15 protein-coding genes, 5 tRNA genes and 1 pseudogene are annotated in these 22581 nt (G+C 71.3%); 9 read left to right on the forward strand and 12 right to left on the reverse strand.

What is annotated here, in order from left to right; all coding sequences use genetic code 11:
* Positions 1–806: pseudogene (locus tag EJG53_RS21595) on the forward strand (maleylpyruvate isomerase family mycothiol-dependent enzyme).
* 32 nt (positions 807–838) lie between these two features.
* Here the strand turns inward: EJG53_RS21595 and EJG53_RS21600 are convergent.
* Both EJG53_RS21600 and EJG53_RS43950 read right to left on the reverse strand, forming a co-directional pair.
* Entirely contained in the window at positions 839–2272 is a 1434-nt protein-coding gene (locus tag EJG53_RS21600) for a sulfatase family protein (protein ID WP_371858807.1), read from the reverse strand.
* A 339-nt stretch (positions 2273–2611) separates the two neighbouring features.
* Positions 2612–2701, reverse strand: a complete 90-nt coding sequence (locus EJG53_RS43950) for a putative leader peptide (RefSeq protein WP_359130758.1) — start codon at positions 2699–2701, stop codon at positions 2612–2614.
* A gap of 129 nt (positions 2702–2830) precedes the next feature.
* Here EJG53_RS43950 and purF point away from each other — a divergent pair, with 129 nt between their 5' ends.
* Together purF and purM are read left to right on the forward strand one after the other, a co-directional pair.
* Positions 2831–4390, forward strand: coding sequence for an amidophosphoribosyltransferase (gene purF, locus EJG53_RS21605; protein WP_125046183.1), 1560 nt, complete (start codon positions 2831–2833; stop codon positions 4388–4390).
* Between the two features lie 34 nt (positions 4391–4424).
* Positions 4425–5519 carry a phosphoribosylformylglycinamidine cyclo-ligase gene (gene purM, locus EJG53_RS21610; RefSeq protein WP_031012326.1) on the forward strand — a complete coding sequence of 365 codons (1095 nt, stop codon included), beginning with the start codon at positions 4425–4427 and terminating at the stop codon, positions 5517–5519.
* Positions 5520–5629: 110 nt separating this feature from the next.
* Here the strand turns inward: purM and EJG53_RS21615 are convergent, their stop codons facing one another.
* Both EJG53_RS21615 and EJG53_RS21620 read right to left on the reverse strand, forming a co-directional pair.
* A complete protein-coding gene (locus tag EJG53_RS21615; protein ID WP_030372983.1) occupies positions 5630–5890 on the reverse strand; it encodes a DUF3073 domain-containing protein in 261 nt (86 codons plus the stop codon).
* A 550-nt stretch (positions 5891–6440) separates the two neighbouring features.
* Positions 6441–7559: a Leu/Phe/Val dehydrogenase gene (locus EJG53_RS21620; protein ID WP_125046184.1), complete on the reverse strand. Its 1119-nt coding sequence runs from the start codon at positions 7557–7559 to the stop codon at positions 6441–6443.
* 261 nt (positions 7560–7820) lie between these two features.
* On the opposite strand from EJG53_RS21620, the gene EJG53_RS21625 reads away from it, so the two are divergent.
* The gene (locus EJG53_RS21625; protein WP_125046185.1) at positions 7821–8657 is read left to right on the forward strand and encodes a hypothetical protein; all 837 of its coding nucleotides are present in this window, start codon (positions 7821–7823) and stop codon (positions 8655–8657) included.
* 538 nt (positions 8658–9195) lie between these two features.
* Positions 9196–9402, forward strand: coding sequence for a developmental transcriptional regulator BldC (bldC, locus tag EJG53_RS21630; protein ID WP_003980577.1), 207 nt, complete (start codon positions 9196–9198; stop codon positions 9400–9402).
* A gap of 504 nt (positions 9403–9906) precedes the next feature.
* Here the strand turns inward: bldC and EJG53_RS21635 are convergent.
* The 3 genes from EJG53_RS21635 to hrpA form a co-directional block, all read right to left on the reverse strand.
* Complete coding sequence (locus EJG53_RS21635; RefSeq protein WP_125046186.1) at positions 9907–10221, reverse strand: DUF6274 family protein; 315 nt, start codon at positions 10219–10221, stop codon at positions 9907–9909.
* Positions 10222–10507: 286 nt separating this feature from the next.
* Positions 10508–10582: transfer RNA gene (locus EJG53_RS21640), tRNA-Asp, on the reverse strand.
* A gap of 109 nt (positions 10583–10691) precedes the next feature.
* Positions 10692–14744, reverse strand: a complete 4053-nt coding sequence (hrpA, locus tag EJG53_RS21645) for an ATP-dependent RNA helicase HrpA (RefSeq protein ID WP_125046187.1) — start codon at positions 14742–14744, stop codon at positions 10692–10694.
* Between the two features lie 222 nt (positions 14745–14966).
* On the opposite strand from hrpA, the gene EJG53_RS21650 reads away from it, so the two are divergent.
* On the forward strand, positions 14967–16082 hold the full coding sequence (locus tag EJG53_RS21650; RefSeq protein ID WP_125046188.1) for an ABC-2 transporter permease: 1116 nt from the start codon (positions 14967–14969) through the stop codon (positions 16080–16082).
* A 133-nt stretch (positions 16083–16215) separates the two neighbouring features.
* Here the strand turns inward: EJG53_RS21650 and EJG53_RS21655 are convergent.
* The 4 genes from EJG53_RS21655 to EJG53_RS21670 form a co-directional block, all read right to left on the reverse strand.
* A tRNA-Phe gene (locus EJG53_RS21655) sits at positions 16216–16292 on the reverse strand.
* Between the two features lie 4 nt (positions 16293–16296).
* Positions 16297–16371: transfer RNA gene (locus EJG53_RS21660), tRNA-Asp, on the reverse strand.
* 48 nt (positions 16372–16419) lie between these two features.
* Positions 16420–16492, reverse strand: a tRNA-Glu gene (locus EJG53_RS21665).
* Between the two features lie 141 nt (positions 16493–16633).
* Complete coding sequence (locus EJG53_RS21670; protein ID WP_244955270.1) at positions 16634–18346, reverse strand: metallophosphoesterase family protein; 1713 nt, start codon at positions 18344–18346, stop codon at positions 16634–16636.
* A gap of 120 nt (positions 18347–18466) precedes the next feature.
* Here EJG53_RS21670 and EJG53_RS21675 point away from each other — a divergent pair, with 120 nt between their 5' ends.
* Positions 18467–18817: a metallopeptidase family protein gene (locus tag EJG53_RS21675; RefSeq protein ID WP_125046189.1), complete on the forward strand. Its 351-nt coding sequence runs from the start codon at positions 18467–18469 to the stop codon at positions 18815–18817.
* 475 nt (positions 18818–19292) lie between these two features.
* Here the strand turns inward: EJG53_RS21675 and EJG53_RS21680 are convergent, their stop codons facing one another.
* The gene (locus EJG53_RS21680) at positions 19293–19724 is read right to left on the reverse strand and encodes a hypothetical protein (protein ID WP_125046190.1); all 432 of its coding nucleotides are present in this window, start codon (positions 19722–19724) and stop codon (positions 19293–19295) included.
* Between the two features lie 189 nt (positions 19725–19913).
* Between EJG53_RS21680 and EJG53_RS21685 the strand changes: the two genes are divergently transcribed.
* Both EJG53_RS21685 and EJG53_RS21690 read left to right on the forward strand, forming a co-directional pair.
* The gene (locus tag EJG53_RS21685) at positions 19914–22163 is read left to right on the forward strand and encodes a DEAD/DEAH box helicase (protein ID WP_125046191.1); all 2250 of its coding nucleotides are present in this window, start codon (positions 19914–19916) and stop codon (positions 22161–22163) included.
* A gap of 307 nt (positions 22164–22470) precedes the next feature.
* A tRNA-Lys gene (locus EJG53_RS21690) sits at positions 22471–22543 on the forward strand.
* Positions 22544–22581 lie beyond the last annotated feature (38 nt).

Raw genomic sequence — 22581 nt, forward strand, 5'->3', positions numbered from 1 at the left:
ATGCCCAGTGCCCGCAAGCCGTCCGGCCGAGCCCGCGCCCGCAGTTACGACTCCGCCAAGACCCGTGCCGCCGTCATCGCGCAGTTCGGCCACGTACGGGCCGCCGTGGAGCGCCTGACGCCCGAGCAGTTCGCGTTGCCCACCCGGCTGGGGACTGGACGGTCCGCGAACTGGTCGCCCACCTGGCCATGGCGGTGGAGCAGGTCCCGGCGGCGCTCGCGCAGCCCGCGCCGGCCGCCCAGGAAGTCACCCTGGCCACCTGGCCGTCCGTGACCCGCGCCCTGGCCGCGAAGGTGGACGAGAACGCCCGCGACACGGCGGCCGGCGGCGAGCCCGCCGCCCTCCTGGACCACGCCGCCGCCCGGTATGCCGAGGCGGTCCCGATGGCCCCCGACGACCGGCTGCTGGCGGTCCGTATCGGCGCGATGCGCCTGGCCGACTTCCTGGTGGTGCGCTGCGTCGAACTGGTCGTGCACACCGACGACCTGGCCGCCGCCACCGGCCTGGACATCCCGTTCGACCGCCAGGCCCTGGCCACCGCCACCCGGGTGCTCGCCGACGCGCTGGCCGTGAAGGCGCCCGGCGGCTCGGTCGAAGTCCGGGTGCCGCCGTTCGCCGTCGTCCAGTGCGTCGAGGGTCCCCGGCACACCCGGGGCACGCCGCCGAACGTCGTCGAGACCGACCCGCTGACCTGGCTCCGCCTGGCCACCGGGCGCACGGACTGGCCCGCCGCGCTCGACGCGGCCGCCGTGAGCGCCAGCGGCGAACGGGCCGATCTCGCCCCCTACCTGCCCCTCATGGGCTGAGAGCCGGCCTCCGAACCCTGAGCGGCGCCTCCTCACCCCTCCGGATACGGCAACAACGTGGCGTCCACCGCCTCCCACGCCGCCCGCAGCTCCGCCAGCCGCCGCCCCTCGGCCCCGGCCCGGTCCGCCTGTTCGCGGGGGTCCTCGGTCAGGTGGAAGAGCTGGTCCTTCTTCTTCGTGCCCCGGTAGTACTTCCAGTCGCCGCGCCGCAGCGCCCGCTCACCCCGGGTGCGCCAGAACAGGTCCCGTTCCGGGAGCCGTTCGCCGCGCAGCAGATAGCCCGCCAGGCTCGTACCGTCCAGCGGGTAGGCGCGGTGCGGCCGGGCGCCGGCGAGCTCCAGGAGGGTCGCCGTCCAGTCGGGGCTGAAGTGCGGCTCGTGGCTGACCTGGCCGCCGTCGATACGGGCCGGCCAGCGCACGATCGCGGGGACGCGGATGCCGCCCTCCTGGAGGGTGAACTTGTTGCCGCTCAGCGGCCAGTTGTAGGACCAGCGCTCACCGCCGTTGTCGCTGCCGAAGAAGACCAGGGTGTCCTGTTCCTGCCCGGAGCGCTTCAGGGCGGCCAGCACGGTGCCCACCGACCGGTCCAGGTCCTCGACCATCTCCTTGTACTTCGCCAGCGAGCCGCCGTCCCGGTGCTGCAACGCGCCTCTGTCGCCCGCCTTGATACGGCGGACGATGTCGGCGCTCGCGGCCTCGTCGCCGTCCGCGATCCAGGGCCAGTGCGGGGTGGTGAAGTTCAGGTTGAGCAGCCACGGCCGGGCCTGCCGCGCGCCCACGAAGTCGACGGCACGCTCGGTGATGATCCGCGTGTAGTAGCGCAGGTCGCGGTATTCGGCGTCACCCTCGGTGACGTTGCCTTCGTAAAGGTCGTACTCCCCGGCCAGCCCGAGTTTGGAGTAGTACTCCAGCGCGCCGCCGAAGTTCCCGAAGAAGGTCTCCCAGCCGGACTTGGTGGGGCTGAAGTCGGGCAGATAGCCGCAGTGCCATTTGCCGATCAGGCCGGTCGCGTACCCCGCGTCGCGCAGCAGGGAGGCGAGCGTGGGGTGGTCGGGTTCGAGGCCGACGGACCGGTCCGCGATGGGCTCCGCCAGCCCGCCCTCGGTACGGCCGGGAAACCGCCCGGTGTACAGGGAGAACCGGGTGGGGGAGCAGGTCGACGAGCCGGCGTACGCCTGGGTGAAGCGCACGCCCTGGCGGGCCAGGCGGTCCAGGTGCGGCGTGCGGATGTGCGGTGATCCGTACGAGGACAGGTCGGCCCAGCCGAGGTCGTCACCGAGGATGAGCAGGATGTTCGGACGGCGGGCGGCCCGGCGGCCGGTCGCCGCGCGGAACGGCCGCTCCTGGTGGGCGGTCCCGGCGGCGGTGGCCGGGCCCGCGGCTCCCACGGCCAGGGTGCCGGCCGCGGCGGTCGCGCCGACCAGGCCGCCGAAGGCACGGCGGGAGATGCCACCGGTAGGAGAAATCCGGTCGTTCGTGGAGGAATCAGGGTGGGAGGGAGACGTGGGGGCAGAGGCGGAACGCGTCACGGAACGGGACCTTCCGGAAGGGTGTGCAGGCGAGGTGCGCCCCGGACGGGCGCGGGACGGAGACGCGAGGAGTCAGGGCCGGTCGGGGCTGAAAAGCCCGGAATTCGCCGGAACGTTCGCCGCGCCGCACCCTCGGAACGGAGGAGTGGCGCATCTCACCCCACGCCCCGGACGGGGGGCGCGGGAGAAGCGGAACGGCGCACGCCGGACCCGCGCCGCAACCGGCCGGATCTCGCGTGAAGAGAAGGTGAAGGCGAACGCGGGGGAAAGCGGCGTTCAGCCGCGCCGCACGCAGCGACAGATGGCGCTGGCGACGCGACCGAGGTCGACGTGGCGGCGCTGCACCAAGGGCTGCGGGCTCTGCATGGAGCGTGATCCTGTCCGTGAGTGCGTGCTCACGTCAAGCACTCGACCACCTGGGGCAGGCCCCCCGGGCCCGGCCCCGGTTCGATCCCCGGTTCGGATGAATCGCGGACCTGCCCTAGACTCAGTGCTGTGCCACGTGGTGACGGACGACTCAGCCACGACCTGCTCCCCGGCGAGAAGGGCCCCCAGGACGCATGTGGCGTCTTCGGTGTCTGGGCTCCGGGTGAAGAGGTCGCCAAACTCACCTATTTCGGGCTGTATGCCCTGCAGCACCGCGGTCAGGAGTCCGCGGGCATCGCAGTGAGCAACGGCTCCCAAATCCTCGTATTCAAGGACATGGGCCTGGTTTCCCAGGTCTTCGACGAGACCTCCCTCGGTTCCCTCCAGGGCCACATCGCCGTGGGCCACGCCCGCTACTCCACCACCGGTGCCTCGGTGTGGGAGAACGCCCAGCCGACGTTCCGTGCCACCGCGCACGGCTCGATCGCCCTGGGTCACAACGGCAACCTGGTCAACACCGCCGAACTCGCCGAGATGGTCGCCGCACTGCCCCGTGAGGGCGGCCGCGCGACCCAGGTCGCGGCGACCAACGACACCGACCTCGTGACGGCCCTGCTGGCCGGCCAGGTGGACGAGGACGGCAAGCCGCTGACCGTCGAGGAGGCCGCGCCGCGCGTCCTGCCCAAGGTCTCCGGTGCCTTCTCGCTGTGCTTCATGGACGAGCACACCCTGTACGCGGCCCGTGACCCGCAGGGCATCCGCCCGCTGGTCCTCGGCCGCCTGGAGCGCGGCTGGGTGGTGGCCTCCGAGACGGCCGCCCTGGACATCTGCGGCGCCAGCTTCATTCGCGAGATCGAGCCGGGCGAACTGATCGCCGTCGACGAGAACGGCCTGCGCAGCTCCCGCTTCGCCGAGACCAAGCCCAAGGGCTGCGTCTTCGAGTACGTCTACCTGGCCCGCCCGGACACCGACATCGCCGGCCGCAACGTGTACCTCTCCCGGGTGGAGATGGGCCGCAGGCTGGCCGCCGAGGCGCCCGCCGAGGCCGACCTCGTCATAGCGACCCCGGAGTCCGGCACGCCGGCCGCGGTCGGCTACGCCGAGGCCAGCGGCATCCCGTACGGCGTCGGCCTGGTCAAGAACTCCTACGTCGGCCGGACCTTCATCCAGCCCTCGCAGACCATCCGGCAGCTCGGCATCCGGCTCAAGCTCAACCCGCTCAAGGAAGTCATCCGCGGCAAGCGGCTGGTGGTCGTCGACGACTCGATCGTCCGCGGCAACACCCAGCGCGCCCTGGTCCGGATGCTCCGGGAGGCCGGCGCCGCCGAGGTCCACATCCGGATCTCCTCGCCGCCGATCAAGTGGCCGTGTTTCTACGGCATCGACTTCGCCACCCGCGCCGAGCTGATCGCCAACGGCCTGACCGTGGACGAGATCGGTACGTCGCTGGGCGCCGACTCGCTGGCGTACATCTCGATCGACGGCATGATCGAGTCGACGACGATCGCCAAGCCGGACCTGTGCCGCGCGTGCTTCGACGGCGAGTACCCGGTCGACCTCCCCGACCCGGAGCTGCTGGGCAAGCACCTCCTGGAGGCGGAGGCCGCGGGCCAGGCCAAGCCGGACCTGGACGGCGTCGGGACGCTGACGGCCGGGGTCGGCGGCGCCGACGCGCTGCGCCGCCCGTAGAGCTCGTACAACTGACAGGAAAGATTTCAACGCCATGTCTGCCGAGTCTTTTGAGCGTGCCCAGCACGCGGGCACCAGCGCCAGCTACGCAGCAGCGGGCGTGGACATCGAAGCGGGCGACCGCGCCGTCGACCTGATGAAGCAGTGGGTCAAGAAGGCCACCCGCCCCGAGGTCGTCGGCGGCCTCGGCGGGTTCGCCGGCCTCTTCGACGCCTCGGCCCTCAAGCGGTACGAGCGGCCGCTGCTCGCCTCGGCCACCGACGGAGTCGGCACCAAGGTCGACATCGCCCGCCGGATGGGCGTCTACGACACGATCGGCCACGACCTGGTCGGCATGGTCGTGGACGACCTGGTCGTCTGCGGCGCCGAGCCGCTGTTCATGACCGACTACATCTGCGTCGGCAAGGTCTACCCGGAGCGGGTCGCGGCGATCGTCAAGGGCATCGCCGAGGGCTGTGTGCTGGCCGGCTGCGCGCTGGTCGGCGGCGAGACCGCGGAGCACCCGGGGCTGCTGGGGGCCGACGACTTCGACGTCGCGGGCGCCGGTACGGGTGTCGTCGAGGCGGACCGGGTGCTGGGCGCGGATCGTATCCGTACGGGTGACATCGTCATCGCGATGGAGTCCTCCGGTCTTCACTCGAACGGGTACTCACTCGTTCGCCACGTGCTGTTCGACCGCGCGGGGATGTCGCTGGACCAGCGGGTCGAGGAGCTCGGCCGGACGCTCGGCGAGGAACTGCTGGAGCCCACGAAGATCTACTCGCTGGACTGCCTGGCGCTGACCCGCACGGCCGAGGTGCACGCGTTCTCGCACATCACTGGCGGCGGCCTGGCCAACAACCTGGCCCGGGTGATCCCGGACGGCCTGCACGCCACGGTCGACCGGTCCACCTGGACCCCGGACCCGATCTTCGACCTGGTCGGCACGGCCGGTGACGTGGAACGGCTGGAACTGGAGAAGACCCTGAACATGGGCGTCGGCATGATGGCCGTCGTACCGCAGGAGTCGGTGGACGTGGCGCTGGCCACCCTCGCGGACCGCGGCGTGGACGCCTGGGTCAGCGGCGAGATCGTCGAGCGTGGTGACCACACCGAGGCAGTGACCCTGACCGGTGACTACGCTGCCTGACCCGGCCGCCCGCAGGGCAGCACAGAACCCGGTCCGAGGTGACTACCCCGGACCGGGTCCGTGGAAATGCTGTGCACACCGTGCACGCACGACAGAAGAGACGTCGTACGTCAGGCGCGACGACGCTGCTGGGACGAGTTGCCCTCGTCCTCGTCATCGTCGTCTCGGTTGTAAAGGTCGGCGTACCGCGCGTACGGGTCGTCGTCCTCGTCATCCTCGAACGGCTCGCCGTTCGGCGGCTGCTGCTGTGCCGGCTGTTGCGGCGATGCACCCAGCTCTTCGGCCAGGCGTGAGAGATCAGTCCCACCGCTGTTGTACTTCAGCTGGCGGGCGACCTTCGTCTGCTTGGCCTTGGCCCGGCCGCGCCCCATGGCTCGACCCCCTCAACGACGGGGCTCGACGGCCCCAGAGTCTTGACACGCGTTCATGATTCAGAGCGGACTCTCGACGGAGAGACCGGCCCGTAGGGCTTTAACGGTACCTGCTTCCGCGGCCATACGGTACGTCGCCCGCATCACCGACCGCTCGGCACGACCGGCAGGACGCCCCGTCCCCGCTGGTCAGCTGCGATTTTAACCTGTCCCGTCCGGCGACCCGCCGACGGGTGGTGAGGGATGTCTCCTTCACCACCCGTGATCCCTTACGCAGCGCTCAGAGATCGTTACGCGAGCGCTCCGCAGGCCATTTCCATACTCACCGTGACGACGTCCGGTACGGTCCGTGACCGGATCGGCGTCCGCGAGGGTGTGCGGGCCCGCCCGGGGCCTTCCGTGCGCATGATCGGATCGCGATCGGCTTCGGTCGGACCCGAGCATTCTTGGACATTGAGGAGCAGGATCGGTCGCATTTTTGCTTTGCGACCGGCTAGAAAAATGGCCTGAACCGATCGGTACCGGCCCGGTCGGCCCGCCGCCGGGTGCCTCAGCCCCGCCGGGCGTCCGCCATCCGCTGTTCGGCCAGCCGGTCCGCCGCCGCGGCGGGCGGAATGCCGTCCTCCTTCGCACGAGCGAATATCGCCAGCGTGGTGTCGAAGATCTTCGCCGCCTTGGTCTTGCAGCGGTCGAAGTCGAAGCCGTGCAGCTCGTCGGCCACCTGGATGACGCCGCCGGCGTTCACCACGTAGTCCGGCGCGTAGAGGACGTCGCGGTCGGACAGGTCCTTCTCGACGCCGGGGTGGGCCAACTGGTTGTTGGCCGCGCCGCAGACCACCTTCGCGGTCAGCGCCGGTACGGACTCGTCGTTCAGGGCGCCGCCGAGGGCGCACGGCGCGTACACGTCCAGGCCCGGCGTACGGATCAGCGACCCGGTGTCCGGCGCCACCTGCACCTGCGGGTGCCGGCTGCGGACACGCTCGATCGATTCGGCACGCACATCCGTGATCACGACCTCCGCGCCGTCCTGGAGGAGGTGTTCGACGAGGTGGTGGCCCACCTTGCCGACGCCCGCGACGCCGACCTTGCGGCCGCGCAGCGTCGGGTCGCCCCACAGGTGCTGCGCCGAGGCGCGCATCCCCTGGAAGACACCGAAGGCGGTGAGGACGGAGGAGTCGCCGGCGCCGCCGTTCTCGGGGGAGCGGCCGGTGGTCCACTTGTTGGTGCGGGCGACGACGTCCATGTCCGCGACGTACGTGCCGACGTCGCACGCGGTCACGTAGCGGCCGCCGAGGGAAGCCACGAACCGGCCGTATGCGAGCAGGAGTTCTTCGGTCTTGATCAATTCGGGGTCACCGATGATCACGGCCTTACCGCCACCGTGGTCGAGACCGGCGAGGGCGTTCTTGTACGACATGCCACGGGAGAGGTTCAGGGCGTCCAGCACCGCCTCCTCCTCGGAGGCGTACGCGTGGAAGCGGGTGCCGCCGAGGGCCGGGCCGAGGGCGGTGTCGTGGATGGCGATGACGGCCCGCAGACCGCTGGCGCGGTCCTGGCAGAGGACGACTTGCTCGTGGCCACCCTGCTCGGAACGGAACAGGGTGTGCAGGACTCCGCCGTCGGCGCTGACGGAGGAAGGACGTACGTCGGTCACGGTGGTGACTCCCATAAGTCGCGGAGGACGCTCTCCGGCGGCTCCTTAGGGCTTGTGGCAGGAGGAGGGCCGGAGGGCCGGTCGGGAAGAGAGTAAGACCTGGGGGCGCGCTGATCGGTGCAGTGCGGAGGATCACCCTCTCCTGAGGGACGGGCGTGGGACGATTTGCCGTATCCCGAGCCGGGTGGCGTGAGTCAACTCCCGGCACTTTGCACCACTTTGCCAATCTTTGCGGTAGTTCTGCGGACGCACGTCGCAGGAGACAAAGGAGCGGGCGTGGCCTTGGCGTCGTCGGTGATGGTCCCGTACGCGGCATATCTACGGGTCTACGAGCCGCTGGCAGCGTTCCCCGAACCGGAGCGCTCCTACTGGGCGCGCTATGCCCGGCGCGCGGAGACCCCCACGGTTCAGGACGAACTTCGGCGGTCTCTGGCCGATTTGCTGCCGACCCCGCCGGTCCCGGTCCCGGTCCACGAGAGCAGCGACGCCTTCGTCACGGTCGTGGACGGGGTGACGTGCGTCTGCCCCTGGCGGACGCGGCTGCGGGGTTGGCAGGCCCTGGAAGAGCTGTCCGAACTCCTCCCGGCGCCGGTGCTGGACGCGGCGCTGCCCCCGGTGGTGCGGCGCCAGGCGGCCGCGGACTACGAGGAGTGGCTGGAGCGCAATCCGGACGCCCGGCCCTGGATCCGTACCGCCACCTGGCACGTACCGGTGCGCTGGTTCGCGCTCTTCGGGGACGGCGAGCGGGAGTACACCAAGAGCGAGCACGGGCCGGTGCTGCGGTACCGGACGCCCATGGTGCAGGCGCGGCGCCGGGTGGCGCGGGGCCTGCGCACGCTGCGCGACTCCCTGGAGGAGGGGCCGTTGATCGACGGCCTGGTGGACGTGGGCCGGTGGCTGGAGGAGTTCCATCCGAGGGCGCTGGTGGAGCTGGACTACGGCGGACTGGTGCACGCGGTGCCCGAGGGGCAGCTCGCCGAGGACCGGTCGGCCGCCGAGGTGGCGGAGGGGCTGGCGGCGCTGCGCGAGGGGGACAGCGACCGGGCCGGCGAGGCGTACGAGAAGCTGTCGGACCGCTGGCGCGAGGTGCGCGAGCGTCAGTTCGCCAGTTGAGACGAGCGCTTCCCCGGTCGTCGGCCGTCCCGCGGAACGACAAAATGATCTGCGGCTGCCGAGGCTCGTGCACACTACTGACACGGGGGGCGTGGGACGTAGGTCCCGATCCGGGCGATTGCCTCAAGGGTGACCTAAAGCACTGACTTCGGGCCTTGCGGCCAAGCCATACCCTCGTGCCAAAATAGGACAAGGAGCCTGACAAGGGCCCCTTCCGTCCCGTTAAGGGCGGATAGTTCGGTATTGCGCTCCTTGGTGGGTCTGATGGCGGCTGATCACCGTGTGACTGATCGTCACGGTGGTGTGACTGTCCGCTATGGCATGGTCCATCGGCTTCCGCCGAGGTTGAACACCTGAGAGGGCAATTCCATCGGTTTGGCCGACGTGGCTGGACAGATGGTGTAGTTGTAGTGCCGAGGACAAGCCGTTCGTCCTATAACCGACTCGGCCCGCGTCCGCCATTTCGGGCAACGCGGGTCAAGGTGCAGAATTTAGAGGAAAGAACCGTGATGGTTCGGTTCTCCCGAGGAGGCCGCTCATGACCGCTCGCACCCCTGACGCCGAGCCGCTGCTTACCCCCGCCGAGGTCGCCACGATGTTCCGCGTGGACCCGAAGACGGTGACCCGCTGGGCCAAGGCAGGCAAGCTCACGTCCATCCGCACGCTCGGAGGACACCGGCGCTACCGCGAAGCCGAGGTTCGCGCTCTGCTCGCGGGCATTCCGCAGCAGCGCAGCGAAAGCTGAACAACCGCATGACCGGGCTGTTTTCGGGCCCCCCAACCCGATTCCGGCCCGTGGAGCCCCACCCGGCTCCGCACCGCACCACCTAGCACCACTCAGCTTCATACGACGCGGAGCCTGCCCCAACAGGCCCCACACCCGCACCATCTGGGTACGTCATCGATCGCGCTGGACTCCGCCGGGTCCAGCGCGATCTTTTTTGTGCGCGCGAGAACCCGTGCGGGCGGCCGGTCCGGCCGGCTGGACACCGCCCGCGGGGGCCGCCGTGGCAGACCCCCGCTGTTCTCCGGTCCAGTCCAAGGACTGCCGGGCGGGCGGTGCAATTGCACATATTAAATTGACCGGGTGTAGGGCGGCCGTAAGATTCCCGGTTCCGGAAACCCGGACGGTGACACCCGTCACAGCCCGGGAAGGTTGTGGTGCCGACGCCGCTGCGATAGAGGGCCGGAACCCCTTCCCTCCCTCAACAGCCTCCCACCGCACGGCCGGTGGGGAACGCGCCGTTGGTCACCGGGCCGGGGGACTTTGGTCCCCGCCCCCTTCCCCGGGCGCGGCGGCCGCCGCCGACGGCGTCTCGCGGGAGGCCGGGTCCGTGTCCGGTGCGGCGTCAGAAGCCGTGGACGGCCCCCTGGAGGGCCGCGCGGACGTCCGGGCGCCGGAGTCGGCGGCCGGTGCGCCGGCGGCGCGGCTGCGGGGCTCCATGGCGAGCCGCAGGAGACGGGCGCAGACGGGGCAGTGGCGGGTCAGGTGGCGATAGCCCGTGGCGGCCGACAGGTGGGCCCGCAGCAGCGCCCTGGTCTCGTGCCTGGCGGCTGTCGACATCGCACCCTCCTCCCGGCCCGGCGCCTTCCCTCGTGCCTACCGGTGGTACGTGCCCCGGTCAATACGCGCATCGGCTGGGGCCCGTACGGCCCGGACCATCCGGCCACGGGGCGGAGCGCCGCTCCCGTCCACACTCCCCAGCCGCGGGGCGACGCAAACGGCCCGCACCCGGGAGAGGGCGCGGGCCGGACGGCGACCGGTCGCGGCGCCGGCGCGCGCTCTCCGGCGTACGCCTGACACAACGCGATCGGCCCGCATCCTCGGAAGGATGCGGGCCGATCTGCTGCGGTCCTGACGGGATTTGAACCCGCGGCCTCCACCTTGACAGGGTGGCGAGCACTCCAAACTGCTCCACAGGACCTTGGTGCGGCTTCCGCTTGCGCGGTGCTGCGAAGCAAGACTCTACAGCAGGTCAGGGGGTGCGGTCGAACCCGGTCCCGCGGGGCCGCCCGGAGCGGCCCCGCGGCCGGTCACACCTTGGGCACCGCCGCGTCCACGGCCTTCACGATCCGCTTGTCGGAGACCGGGTACGCGGTGCCGAGCGCGTGCGCGAAGTAGCTCACCCGCAGCTCCTCGATCATCCAGCGGATCTCCCGCGCCTCGGCCGGCACCGGCCGCCCCGGGGGGTACTGCTCCAGCAGCCAGGCGTACTCGTCCTGCATCTCCTTGACCTTCGCCATCCGGGAGCGGTCCCGCTCGGCGTTGTTGGGGAGCTGCTGGAGGCGGCGGTCCACGGCGACCAGGTAGCGCATGAGGTCCGGCAGGCGCTTGGCGCCGTGCGCGGTCACGAAGCCGGGCTTGATCAGCGCGGCGAGCTGTTCCTTGACGTCCGTGAGGGACGGGAGCAGCGAGGCGAAAGTGGTGGCCTTCAGACGGCGCTCGCACGCCTGCCAGGCCGCCAGTACCTCCCGTACCTGCTGGACGGTCTTCATCGTGGCGTCCACCAGGTCGGCGCGGACCGCGTCGAAGAGTTTGCGGAAGGACTCCTCGTCCCAGGCCGGGCCGCCGTGCGCGGCGATCAGCCGGTCGGCGGCGGCGGTCACGCAGTCCTCGAAGAGGGCCTGTATGGAGCCGTGGGGGTTGGCGGACAGTGCCAGCTTCTGTTGATTGGTGAGCTTGCCCTGCGCGAACTTGGCTGGGTTGCTCGGAATATTCAACAAGATCAAACGGCGGGTGCCGGTCCACATCGCGGTCCGCTGTTCCGCCTCGGTGTCGAAGAGACGTACGGCCACGCTCGTGCCCTCGTCGACCAGCGCCGGGTACGCCTTCAGCGGCTGGCCGCCGCGCCGGGTCTCGAAGGTGCGGGGCAGCGTGCCGAGCGTCCAGGACGTCAGGCCGGTGCGCTGTTCCAGGCCGGCCGGCGCCCCGGCGCCCGCGGCGGCACCGTCCCCGCCGCCCTTGGCGGGCCGCTCGGCGGCCTGCGCGAACGCCTTGGTGAGCGCCGCCTGCGTCTTCGGCTTGAGCTTCAGGCGCAGCGCTTCGAGGTCCTTGGCCTCGGCCAGCTTGCGCCGGCGTTCGTCGACCACCCGGAACGTGATCTTCAGATGGTCCGGGACCTTGGCCAGGTCGAAGTCGGCCGGGTCGACCGGGACGCCGACCATCCGCTGGAGCCCGGCCGCCAGCGCGGTGGTCAGCGGGCCCTGGAGGGGCACCGTCGAGTCCAGGAAGCGGGCGGCGAAGTTGGGTGCCGGTACGTAGTTGCGGCGGATCGGTTTGGGCAGCGAACGGATCAGTTCGGTCACGAGTTGTTCGCGCAGGCCCGGGATCTGCCAGTCGAAGCCTTCGGAAGTGACCTGGTTGAGCACCTGGAGGGGGATGTGGACGGTCACACCGTCCGCGTCCGCGCCCGGCTCGAACTGGTACGTGACGCGGAACTTCAGCTTCCCCTGCCGCCAGGAGTCCGGGTAGTCGTCCTTGGTGACGGCCTCGGCGGACTCGTTGATGAGCATGGAGTGCTCGAAGTTGAGCAGCTCCGGCTCGTCATGGCGCTTCTTCTTCCACCACGAGTCGAAGTGGGCGCCCGATACGACGTGCTCGGGCAGCCGCTGGTCGTAGAAGTCGAAGAGCGTCTCGTCGTCCACGAGGATGTCGCGCCGCCGGGCGCGGTGCTCCAGCTCCTCGACCTCGCCGAGCAGTTTGCGGTTGTCGTGGAAGAACTGGTGGTGGGTGCGCCAGTCGCCCTCGACCAGGGCGTTGCGGATGAACAGGTCCCGGGAGGTCTCCGGGTCGATCCGCCCGTAGTTCACCTTCCGCTGGGCCACGATCGGCACGCCGTACAGCGTCACCCGCTCGTACGCCATCACCGCGGCCATCTTCTGTTCCCAGTGCGGCTCGCTGTACGTCCGCTTCACCAGGTGCTGGGCCAGCGGCTCGATCCACTCGGGCTCGATCCTGGCGTTCACCCGCGCCCACAGGCGGGACGTTTCGACCAGCTCCGCCGACATGATCCAGCGCGGCGGCTTCTTGAAGAGCGCCGAGCCGGGGAAGACCGCGAATTTCGCGCTGCGGGCGCCGAGGTATTCGTTCTTGGCCTCCGTGTCCTTCAATCCGATGTGCGAAAGCAAACCGGAGAGGAGGGAGGTGTGAATGGGGTCGGGCGCCGCGTCCTGCTCGCTGAGATGGACCCCCATCGTCTTGGCGACCGTCCGCAGTTGCGAGTAGATGTCCTGCCACTCGCGTATCCGCAGATAGTTCAGGAACTCGTTGCGGCACATCCGGCGGAACGCCGAGGACGACAGCGCCTTCTGCTGCTCGCGGACGTACCGCCACAGGTTCAGGTACGCCAGGAAGTCGCTGGTCTCGTCCTTGAAGCGGGCGTGCTGCTGGTCGGCCTGCTGCTGCTTCTCGGCCGGCCGCTCACGCGGGTCCTGGATGGACAGCGCCGCCGCGATCACCATGACTTCGCGTACGCACCCGTTGCGGTCGGCCTCCAGCACCATCCGGGCCAGCCGCGGGTCCACCGGTAGCTGGGACAGCTTGCGCCCCATCTGGGTGAGCCGTTTCTTCGGGTCCTTCTGCTTCGGGTCGATGGCGCCCAGCTCGTGCAGCAGGTCCACGCCGTCCTTGATGTTGCGGCGGTCCGGCGGGTCGATGAACGGGAACTTCTCGATGTCGCCGAGGCCGGCCGCGGTCATCTGCAGGATGACGGAGGCCAGGTTCGTCCGCAGGATCTCGGCGTCGGTGAACTCCGGCCGGGTGAGGAAGTCGTCCTCCGAGTACAGCCGGATGCAGATGCCGTCGCTGGTCCGGCCGCAGCGGCCCTTGCGCTGGTTGGCGCTGGCCTGCGAAATCGGCTCGATCGGCAGCCGCTGGACCTTGGTGCGGTAGCTGTAGCGCGAGATCCGGGCCATGCCGGGGTCGATCACGTACCGGATGCCCGGCACGGTCAGCGAGGTCTCCGCGACGTTGGTCGCGAGCACGATCCGGCGGCCGGTGTGGCGCTGGAAGACCCGGTGCTGCTCGGCGTGCGACAGACGCGCGTACAGCGGCAGCACCTCGGTCTGCGGCAGGTTCTTCTTGTTGAGCGCGTCCGCCGTGTCGCGGATCTCGCGCTCGCCGGAGAGGAAGACCAGGATGTCGCCGGGGCCCTCGCCCCGCAGCTCGTCCACGGCGTCGCAGATCGCGGTGATCTGGTCGCGGTCGCTGTCGGTGCCGCCCTCCTCCAGGAGCGGGCGGTAGCGGACCTCCACCGGGAACGTACGGCCCGAGACCTCGACGATCGGCGCGCTCGGGGCCTCGTCCCCGTCCCCTGCCGCCGGTACGGAGGCGAAGGAGCCGAAGTGCCGGGCGAACCGCTCCGGGTCGATGGTCGCGGAGGTGATCACGACCTTCAGGTCCGGGCGCCGGGGCAGCAACTGGGCCAGGTACCCGAGGATGAAGTCGATGTTGAGGCTGCGCTCGTGGGCCTCGTCGATGATGATCGTGTCGTACTGGCGCAGCTCCCGGTCGGTCTGGATCTCCGCGAGGAGGATGCCGTCCGTCATCAGCTTGACCAGGGTCTCCGGGCCGACCTGGTCGGTGAACCGGACCTTCCAGCCGACCGCCTCGCCCAGCGGGGTGTTCAGCTCCTCGGCGACCCGCTCGGCGACCGTACGGGCGGCGATCCGGCGCGGTTGGGTGTGCCCGATCAGACCGCGCACGCCGCGGCCCAGCTCCAGGCAGATCTTGGGGATCTGGGTCGTCTTGCCGGACCCGGTCTCACCCGCGACGATCACGACCTGGTGGTCGCGGATCGCTTCGAGGATCTCGTCCTTCTTCTGGCTGACCGGCAACTGCTCCGGATACGTGATCGCGGGCACCGCGGCGCGGCGCTGCTCGACCCGCAGCTCCGCCTCCTCGATCCCGTCGGCGATCTCGGCGAGCACGGCCGCGCGGGCCTCGGGCTTACGGATCCGGCGCGCGCCGTCGAGCCGGCGCCCCAGCCGCTGCTGGTCGCGCAGCATCAGCTCGGGCAGCCGCTCCAGGAGAGCGGGCAGGGAGGGGGCGGCACCGTCGGGCCGGGCGGAGGCAGGCTGACTGGACATACGTCCCCCAGGATCTCACCTCCGTGAATACGGTGGCGAACGAATTGCCGCCGGTACGGGGCCGGGAGGGTTCCCGGGCCGCTGCGGCGACCGCGCGCGGCCGTACCGGGCGGCCGCTTCCGGCCGCTTCCGGCGGACTCTCCCGGCCGTACCCGGCGGGCCCCGCGCACGGTGGGCCGACCACCAGGGGAATGTCCGGGATAGGTGCTTTAGCGTGGCCTTATGTCTGATCAGCACGGTGACCTCCCCCAGCCGCACGGCGCCCATGGACGGCCTCCCACCGCGGCCGAGAGATGGAGCGCGTTCAAGAAGTCGCCGTTCCTGCCCGCCACCGTGCTGGTCTTCATCCTCGCCGTCGCCGCCGGCCTCTTCGCGGGCTCGTACACGTACACGATGGCCAACCCGACCCCGAGGCACATCCCGACCGCCGTGGTCGGCCCGCCGGACTCCCCGCACGGCAGGGCCTTCGTCGACGGCATGGAGAAGGCCCTGAACGCCTCCCTGCAACTGCACGCGTACGACACCTACGCCGCCGCCGAGAAGGGCATCGAGGAGCAGGAGGTCTTCGCGATCCTGCGGGTGCGGGACAAGAGCATGGAGCTGGACGTGGCCGGGGCGGCCGGCGCCCAGGTGGCGCAGGTGCTGGAACAGGCGGGGCCCAAGGTGGGCCAGGCGGTCGGCGTGCCGGTCGAGGTCAAGGACCTCAAGCCGCTCCAGGAGGGCGACCCGCGCGGGCTCGCCCTCTTCTACATCTCGCTCGCCGCGGTGATCATCGGGTTCGTCGGCGCGATCCAGTTGAGCGTGCACGCGCGCGGCCTCAATCCGCTGGAACGGATCGCCTTCACCGTGCTGTACGCGCTGCTGGGCGCCTTCGCGATCGCCGCGGTCGTGGACTGGCTGCTGGGGGCGCTGGACCTGCCGTTCGTGGAGTCCTGGCTGATCCTGGCGCTGACGATGTTCACGTCCGGCATGGTCTTCACGATGTTCAACACCCTGATCGGGCGCTGGGCGATGATCCCGACGTGGGGCCTGATGGTGCTGCTGGGCAATCCGTCCTCGGGCGGCGCGGTCTCCTGGCCGCTGCTGCCGTCCGTCCTCGGGCACATCGGCCGCTGGCTGCCGCCGGGCGCCTCGGTCAACGCGCAGCACACCGCCGTCTACTTCGGCGGTTCGCAGCACGTCTTCCCGTTCCTGGTGCTGGCCGGCTGGGCGCTGGTCTCGTGTGCGGTCTTCTGGATCTGGCGGCACCGGCACCCGGGCGGGCGCGAGGTGGGGGCGCTCACCTCGGGGGCGCACCGGGCGGGCGCGCAGGGCGCACCGGACGCGTCGGGCGCCTGAGGTACGCGGGGCCGGGCCTTCGGGCCGGCCCCGGCTTCGCGGTCCCGGCTTCGGCCGTACGGGGGACGGGGTAGCCCCGGCGGGCGGAAAAGAAAAAGGCCCCGATCCGAAGATCGGGGCCTTTTCCCACTGCTGGTGGCTGGGGCCGGGGTCGAACCGGCGACCTATCGCTTTTCAGGCGATCGCTCGTACCAACTGAGCTACCCAGCCACAGCGGTCCTGACGGGATTTGAACCCGCGGCCTCCACCTTGACAGGGTGGCGAGCACTCCAAACTGCTCCACAGGACCTTGCACTGTGCGAGATCAAGCGTACCTGGTCTCGCACACGGTAATGCGTGCCCCCAACGGGATTCGAACCCGTGCTACCGCCTTGAAAGGGCGGCGTCCTGGGCCACTAGACGATGAGGGCTGATGGCCCGCCTCCGCGCCTTGTGGGGCGCCGTCGGGGACGTGAGAAGCATATGGGATGCGGGGACCGTTCGCCAAAACGGATTGTTCGAGCCCCTCCGAGGGGGTGTTCGGGGAGGGGCGGCGGGCGGCCTGCGGGTGCTCAGGGGGACGGTGTGCCCGGGGACGACGTGCGCGGGGACGGCGTGGCTCCTGTGGGCTGTGTGCCTCCTGGGGACAGAGTGGCCTTGGGGGACGGAGTGGACCCGGGGGACGGCGTGGCCCCCGGCCGGTTCTCCTTCGGCAGATGGCGGCTGACCTCCGCCTTCGACAGCCCCAGCCCGCCGAGCGTGATCTCGTCCCACGCCTGGAGGCGCCGGGTCTCCCGGTCCAGGTAGAGGACGGACGCCTGCACCGGAGCGGGCTTCTTGCCCTGCACCGCGCGCAGCCCGCCGCCACCCGTGGAGCCCTCGATCATCAGCCGGGTGCCCCGGGGGAGCACGCTGTTCTCGCGGTGGTGGATGTGCCCGGCCAGCGCCAGCGGGACCAGGCCGTCCGCCTCGGACAGCGCGACCGGGTTGTGCGCCAGCGCGATGTCCACCGGCGTGCCCGCGAGCCGCTGCGTACGGAGCGAGTCGGCCAGCTTGCCGCCGGCCGTGCGCTCCGAGAAGTCCCCTTCCTCGACGACCGAGCGGTCCGGGGTGAACTGCGGGTCGCCGACGCCCGCGATCCGCAGCCCGCCGACGCTCACCGCCCGCCCGCCGTCCAGGACGGTGGCGTGCTTGCGGGTCGCCAGGTACTTCTGCGTGGTCGCGGAGTCGTGGTTGCCGCGCACCCAGACGTACGGCGCGCCGAGCGTGGCGACCGGGTCCAGGAAGGCGTTCTCGGCGGCCGAGCCGTGGTCCATGGTGTCGCCGGTGTCGATGATCACGTCGATCTTGTACTGCTTCACCAGCGACTTGACGATCTGCCAGGCCGCCGGGTTCAGGTGGATGTCGGAGACGTGCAGCACCCGGATCGTGGTGGGGTCGGGCGCGTACGCGGGCAGCGTCGAGGTGGCTTCGTACAGCTTGGTCACGTTCGTCACCAGACGCGCCAACTCCCGCTGGTACACGTCGAACTCGCTGACGATGTTGCGGGCGTTGCCGACCACCGAGGGCGCCGAGGACAGCAGCCCGGAGAACTTCGGCTCCAGGACCGACTTCGGGTTCCAGGTGGCGTACGCGGCGGCGCCCGACGAGGCCAGCAGGACGAGCGCCAGCCCGCCCGCGGCCAGCGCGCGGCGCGGCCGCCGGTAGACGGCCAGCCCCAGCGCGGTGGCGCCGGAGACGACCGCGACGCAGGAGCGGAAGGCGAGGGTGCCGGTGCCGCGGACGACGTCGCGGGTGACCTGCTCCTGGAGGCCGGCGAACCGTTCCGGGTGGTCGACCAGGGCCTGGGCCCGTACGGGATCCAGCCGGTCGACGTCGACGTCCAGCCGTATCGGCGCGTGGTGGCTGCGCAGCTCCAGGGCGCCCAGCGGCGAGACGTTGATCTTCGTGCCGCCGGAGAGCGACGGGCGCAGTGTCATGTTCGTGTCCACCGGCCCCACGGGCGCGTGGATGCTGCCGACGATCAGCAGCCCCAGCCAGGCGCCGAGCAGGGTGACGGCCAGCAGGCCGAGGGCACGGGCGTACGGGTGCGGTGTGTGGGTGAGGGTGCTGGTGGGGGCGGTGTGGTGGGAGCGGTAGTCGCGGAGCACGGCGGCGGGGACGCCCCGTACCCGGGCGAGCGCGGCGCGGAGCAGCCGGAACGCGGCGGGACCGGCGGAGTCGGTGGAGCCGGAGGAGTCGGAGGAGCCGGGGGAGGAGTCCCCGGGCGGCGCGACACGGGCCATTGGGCGCGTATTCCCGTGCGCCGCGCCCGTCATGCCCGGAAAACGGCCCCCGCGCGCCGGGCCCCCGACGGCGCCGCGCGGTACCGCCGCCGCGCGGTGGCGTGGCGGACAATGGGTGGTGTGCTGGAGATGACGCGCGAGGAGTTCGAGGAACTGGTGGCCGAGGCGCTGGACCGGATCCCGCCGGAGCTGACGCGGCTGATGGACAACGTGGCGGTGTTCGTCGAGGACGAACCACCGGCCGAGGACCCCGATCTCCTGGGGCTGTACGAGGGAACGCCGCTGACCGACCGCGGCGAGTGGTACGCGGGCGTGCTGCCCGACCGGATCACGATCTACCGCAACCCGACCCTGCGGATGTGCGAAACCCGGGAGGACGTGGTGGCGGAGACCGAGGTGACCGTCGTGCACGAGATCGCGCACCACTTCGGCATCGACGACGAGCGGCTGCACGCGCTGGGGTACGGCTGACGGGGGGCCGGGGTGCACGGGGGTGGCGCGGCGGTTCGCGGCATTCGTGGCGTTCGGGGCGATGCCGCTGGTGGCCGGGGCGGAGATCGGGCCCGTACGGACGCGATCCGGTGCCCGCGGCGCGTGTCCTCCGGTGCCCGGCGGGAGTTGGGCAGGGCGTTCATCTCCGCAGTCTCCGCGCTCCGGATCCGGAGGTCCCGCCCGTGCGCCCGATCGCTTCCCCCCTTCCCGGCCCGGCCCTGAACCGGCTCGCCGCCGCCGTGGCCGCCGCCTCCGCCCTGGCCGCGTCGCTGAGCGGCTGCATGAGCGTGAGCGACGCGGAGCCCCCCAAGCCGTCGGGCTCCTCCGCGCGGCCCGACGGCGGGCCCGCGCCGGACGGCGGCACGGTGGACACCCGGGGCGGCAGCCCGGACCGCAGGGGGCGTACGGGCGGTGGTCACGGTGTGGAGGGGCACGCCGGGGCGCGCGCCAGCGATCACACGCCCTCGGCGCGCGAGACGCGGCCGGAACCGGAACCGGAACCCGCCTCGGGCGCCGCGCCCGGCCCCGAGCAGCCCGGCCCGCCCGGCACCGGCCCCGCCGCGCCCGGCCCGCCGCGGCCCGGCAGCGGCCGCCCCTCGTCGACCGCCCAGCCGCCCCGTACGACCCCGACCGTGAAGCCGACGCCGAGTGCCAGCCCGGACCCGCAGCCGAGTTCCCCCGCGCCGACCCCGTCGTCCGCGCCGCCCGCACCCTCGAACCCGGACAGCGGGGGATAGCGGCGGGGGCGGGATGCGGGGAGTGGCGTACGGGAGGGCGGGGGCGGCGGAGCGGGTGTGGTGCGGGTGGGGGCCGGGGTGTGCGGAGTGCGCGGGGTGCGGCAAAAGGCCAGGTGGGCGCGGTGGGGAACGGGGGTTCGGGAGGGCATTTGCCTTCCGGGGGTCCGAGTGAGTATGGTGGTAGATCGTTTGATCCCATTTGCCCGGCGCATGATGCAGCGCCGTGTGGCGCGTTCTCTCCCTTGCCGTGGCTGACCGCATTGAGGCGGTCGTTTGTGAAGTCTCACGGAGTTTGGGCGCGTGCCTGTGCCGAGACTCCGGAAGGTTTCGCATTTCGCATGTCTGTTTCCACTGATCAGTCCGTCCTGCCCGCTGCCGACGAGCAGGTGGCCCCCCAGGACCAGCCGCAGGACCAGGCCGTCACCGAGGCGCCCGCCGAGGTGACCGAAGCGGCCGAGCCGGCCGCCGACGTCGACACCGACGCCGTCGCCGAGGAAGCCGAGGACGCTGCCCCGCAGATCACCTTCGGTGACCTCGGCCTCGACGAGAAGATCGTCCGCAAGCTGGCCGCGAACGGTGTCACCACCCCGTTCCCCATCCAGGCCGCGACCATCCCCGACGCGCTCGCCGGCCGCGACATCCTCGGCCGCGGCCGTACCGGCTCCGGCAAGACCCTCTCCTTCGGTCTGCCGCTGCTCAGCCGCCTGGCCGGCGGCCACACCGCGAAGAAGCGCCCGCGCGGCGTCATCCTCACCCCGACCCGTGAGCTGGCCATGCAGGTCAGCGACGCGCTGCAGCCGTACGGCGACGTCCTGGGCCTCAAGCTCAAGGTCGTCTGCGGCGGTACGTCCATGGGCAACCAGATCTACGCGCTGGAGCGCGGCGTCGACGTGCTCGTCGCCACCCCCGGCCGGCTGCGCGACATCATCAACCGCGGCGCCTGCTCGCTGGACGACGTCGAGACCGCCGTCCTGGACGAGGCCGACCAGATGGCCGACCTGGGCTTCCTGCCCGAGGTCACCGAGCTGCTCGACCTGATTCCGTCCGGCGGCCAGCGGATGCTGTTCTCCGCCACGATGGAGAACGAGATCGGCACCCTGGTCAAGCGCTACCTGACCGACCCGGCGACCCACGAGGTCGACGCGGCCCAGGGCGCGGTCACCACCATGACCCACCACGTGCTGGTCGTGAAGCCGAAGGACAAGGCGCCGGTCACCGCCGCCATCGCCGCCCGCAAGGGCCGCACCATCATCTTCGTCCGCACCCAGCTCGGCGCCGACCGCGTCGCCGAGCAGCTCTGCGACTCCGGTGTGCGCGCCGACGCGCTGCACGGCGGCATGACGCAGGGCGCGCGGACCCGCACGCTGGCCGACTTCAAGGACGGTTACGTCAACGTCCTCGTCGCCACCGACGTCGCCGCCCGCGGTATCCACGTCGACGGCATCGACCTGGTCCTGAACGTGGACCCGGCCGGCGACCACAAGGACTACCTGCACCGTTCCGGCCGTACCGCCCGCGCGGGCCAGTCCGGCACGGTCGTCTCGCTGGCTCTGCCGCACCAGCGCCGCCAGATCTTCCGCCTGATGGAGGACGCGGGCGTGGACGCCTCGCGTCACATCGTCGGCGGCGCCGGCGCCTTCGACGAGGACGTGGCCCGGATCACCGGCGCCCGCTCGCTCACCGAGGTGCAGGCCGACTCGGCGACCAACTCCGCCAAGCAGGCCGAGCGCGAGGCCCAGGAGCTCTCCCGCGAGCTGGAGCGCGCGCAGCGCCGGGCGACCGAGCTGCGCGAGGAGGCCAACCGCCTGACCGCCCGCGCCGCGCGCGAGCGGGGCGAGGACCCGGAGGAGGCGATCGCCGCCGCCGAGGCCGCCGTGGAGGAGGCCGCCGAGGCCGTCGTACCGGCCCAGGCCGCTCCCGAGGCCGACGAGGCGCCGCGCCGTTCCTCGTACCGCGACGAGCGGGGCAACTACGAGCGCCGGGACCGCCGGGACAACGACCGCGGTGACCGTGGCGGCTTCCGTCGTGACGACCGTTCCGGTGGCGGTTTCAACCGTGACCGCCGTGACGACCGCTCCGGCGGTGGTTTCAACCGTGACCGTCGCGACGACCGCTCGGGCGGCGGCTTCCGCCGTGACGACCGTTCCGGTGGCGGCTTCAACCGCGACCGCCGCGACGACCGTGGCGAGCGCGGTGACCGCGGTGACCGTGGCGGCTTCCGTCGTGACGACCGTTCCGGTGGCGGTTTCAACCGTGACCGCCGTGACGACCGCTCCGGCGGTGGCTTCAGCCGCGACCGTCGCGACGACCGCTCGGGCGGCGGCTTCAACCGCGACCGCGGCGACCGTCCGAACCGTTCCTTCAACCGTGACGACCGCTCCGGCGGCCGCCCGGGCGGCGGCTACCGCTCCGGTGGCGGCGACCGCCCGTACAACCGCGACCGCCGCGACGACCGCCCCTCCTCGGGCGGCGGCTACCGCTCGGGCGGCGGCGACCGTCCGTATGGCCGCCGGGACGACCACCGCGGCCACGGCACCGGCTCCGTCGGCCGCCGTGACGACAAGCCGCGCTGGAAGCGCAACGGCTGACGGAGTCCGTGACGCCTGACGGGACCTGTGGTTCCTGACCTCGTCCGAGACACCTGACAGAGTCCGCGACGTCCGACGACATCGCCCTCTGCGACCGCGGGGCCCGCGCCCACTTCCGTACTCCGGTACGGGGTGGGCGCGGGCCCCGCGTCTCAACTCCGTTCCCCGCGCGGCCCCTTGACCGCGCTCCCCGCCGTACGGCAGCCTCGTGCGCCACACCCGCCCGAAAGCGGACGCGGCGCCTCCGCCGTTCCGATGCCCCATGCCTTCGGGCTGCGGCGGGAACGCGGGCTATGCTGCTCGGTGCGGGCCATTAGCTCAATTGGCAGAGCAGTGGACTTTTAATCCATTGGTTCAGGGTTCGAGCCCCTGATGGCCCACCGGTAACGCCCAGGTGAGACGGCATCTCACCTGGGCG

Source organism: Streptomyces chrestomyceticus JCM 4735, from assembly GCF_003865135.1.
GTDB classification, from domain to species: Bacteria; Actinomycetota; Actinomycetes; order Streptomycetales; family Streptomycetaceae; genus Streptomyces; species Streptomyces chrestomyceticus.

Excerpts from the sequence above, each read along its gene's own strand:
- EJG53_RS21635 (WP_125046186.1), bottom strand. The coding sequence starts at position 10,221 with ATGTCGACAGCCGCCAGGCACGAGACCAGGGCGCTGCTGCGGGCCCAC.
- EJG53_RS21685 (WP_125046191.1), top strand. The coding sequence starts at position 19,914 with ATGTCTGTTTCCACTGATCAGTCCGTCCTGCCCGCTGCCGACGAGCAG.
- EJG53_RS21620 (WP_125046184.1), bottom strand. The coding sequence starts at position 7,559 with ATGGGAGTCACCACCGTGACCGACGTACGTCCTTCCTCCGTCAGCGCC.
- EJG53_RS21650 (WP_125046188.1), top strand. The coding sequence starts at position 14,967 with ATGTCTGATCAGCACGGTGACCTCCCCCAGCCGCACGGCGCCCATGGA.
- EJG53_RS21680 (WP_125046190.1), bottom strand. The coding sequence starts at position 19,724 with ATGCCCTCCCGAACCCCCGTTCCCCACCGCGCCCACCTGGCCTTTTGC.
- EJG53_RS43950 (WP_359130758.1), bottom strand. The coding sequence starts at position 2,701 with ATGCAGAGCCCGCAGCCCTTGGTGCAGCGCCGCCACGTCGACCTCGGT.
- EJG53_RS21615 (WP_030372983.1), bottom strand. The coding sequence starts at position 5,890 with ATGGGGCGCGGCCGGGCCAAGGCCAAGCAGACGAAGGTCGCCCGCCAG.
- purM (WP_031012326.1), top strand. The coding sequence starts at position 4,425 with ATGTCTGCCGAGTCTTTTGAGCGTGCCCAGCACGCGGGCACCAGCGCC.
- EJG53_RS21670 (WP_244955270.1), bottom strand. The coding sequence starts at position 18,346 with ATGGCCCGTGTCGCGCCGCCCGGGGACTCCTCCCCCGGCTCCTCCGAC.
- hrpA (WP_125046187.1), bottom strand. The coding sequence starts at position 14,744 with ATGTCCAGTCAGCCTGCCTCCGCCCGGCCCGACGGTGCCGCCCCCTCC.
- bldC (WP_003980577.1), top strand. The coding sequence starts at position 9,196 with ATGACCGCTCGCACCCCTGACGCCGAGCCGCTGCTTACCCCCGCCGAG.